Genomic DNA, 1669 nt, shown 5'->3' with positions numbered 1-1669 from the left:
ATAACGTTTTTTGACACTTGGGGGTAGTCTTATTTCTTAAGTTGATGGGCATGAGCAAAAACCCGAAACCAATAAAAAATTAGCTTATTTACGTCTTGAGGATGTTCACCCAGCAGCAGATATAAATCAATTGAAAGAAATTGCTGAATTACTAAAAGAGAAGAAGATTCCTTACATGATCACTGTTATTCCTGTATATACAGATCCGGAGACAGGTAAAACCCTACATTTAAAAGATAAACCCGAACTAGTCGATCTTTTACGCTCTATGCAAGATGATGGCGCAGCGATTATTATGCATGGTTACACTCACCAATTTTATGATAGTGAAACTGGGGAAGGTCTTGAATTTTGGGACGTAAAGACAGATCAACCAATTCGCCAACCGAAACATGAAAAACCGAAGACAAAAGATGACTTTCCAAATATAGAGGCATATAACCAATATGTAAAAACAGGGGAAGAGTTTGAGGAAAAATATACGACAGATCATATCGAAAAAGGGATTCAAGAACTTGTAGATGCTAAACTATATCCTGTCGCATTTGAAGCACCTCATTACACAATGTCTCAAAAAGGGTATGAAATATTATCAAGATACTTTTCAACTTATGTAGGACAACTACAATTAAGTGATACAACTTGGAAATCCATGCACTCTCCAGCATATAGAAGTACACCATCATTTCTACACGGAATGAAATTAATGCCTGAAACAGTCGGTTTTATTGAAGAAGATAAGCCACAAGCTATTGCTAAAATGAAAGCAAATGCTTTATCTGTCGCTAAATTATCCGATGGGATTATTGGAGCATTCTATCATCCTTACTTAGGTGTGAAACCATTAAAAGAAGTGTTACAGGATCTAGAAAGTATTCCAAATATAGAATGGATTGATTTACAAAAGGAAAAGAATGAAGTAAAAATGAAAGATATTCATATTACGACGAATAAAGACGGCATTCACGTTGAAAAACCCACCAGTGCGAATGACATAATTGATTATATAAAGCAATATGGCTTCTTCCTTATACTAGGGTTCGTTATCATTGTCTTTCTTTTATTATTAAAACGTGCGAAAAAATTAGAATCCTAATACAAAACCACCGAGCGGAACGCTTGGTGGTTTTTTGTCCTATATCAAACCGTGGCATTTTACTAAATAAATTCAACTTTTACTTTTTCCGTTACATGATTAAAACTATAATTCTCCTATCCTTTCAAATAAAATCGACTTGTATTTTCATATATTGTTTCTGCGACCTTATCAATGGATATGTTTTTTATAGAACTAATTTCCTTTAATACATCTCGAATCATTCTTGGGTGCGTTATAACATCTTCTTGAAATTCCCACGGACCATCTGTTTCTACCATCATATATTCAAGCGGATAATACGAAACGATTTTTCTAATCTTCTCCTTATGTAAAACATCCGGTGTAATCGAAATATAATAACCATTTCTCATCATCCGTTTCATTGTTTCATCGCTTCCTTTAAACCAATGGAAGTGTGCACGTGAAACTTTATATTTCTCTAGCAAATCACATACAATGTCAGCATCTTCATAAACTGCGTGTAATATAATCGGCAAATTATACTTACTAGCTAGTTTATAAATGCTAGTTTAAATGTACACATTAACACTTGAATAATCATGTACATTT

Annotated in this window: 2 pseudogenes; one reads left to right on the top strand and one right to left on the bottom strand. The window is 33.7% G+C overall.

Annotated features, from left to right (window positions below):
* Nucleotides 1-52: 52 nt before the first annotated feature.
* A pseudogene (locus ACODS7_RS31835) lies at nucleotides 53-1096 on the top strand (DUF2334 domain-containing protein); the annotation flags it as partial.
* A gap of 116 nt (nucleotides 1097-1212) precedes the next feature.
* On the opposite strand, the pseudogene ACODS7_RS31830 reads toward ACODS7_RS31835, so the two are convergent.
* Nucleotides 1213-1617: pseudogene (locus ACODS7_RS31830) on the bottom strand (TatD family hydrolase); the annotation flags it as partial.
* Nucleotides 1618-1669 lie beyond the last annotated feature (52 nt).

The sequence above is a fragment of the Bacillus sp. FG16 genome (assembly GCF_057809515.1).
This window is presented reverse-complemented; position numbering and strand designations above follow the sequence as displayed.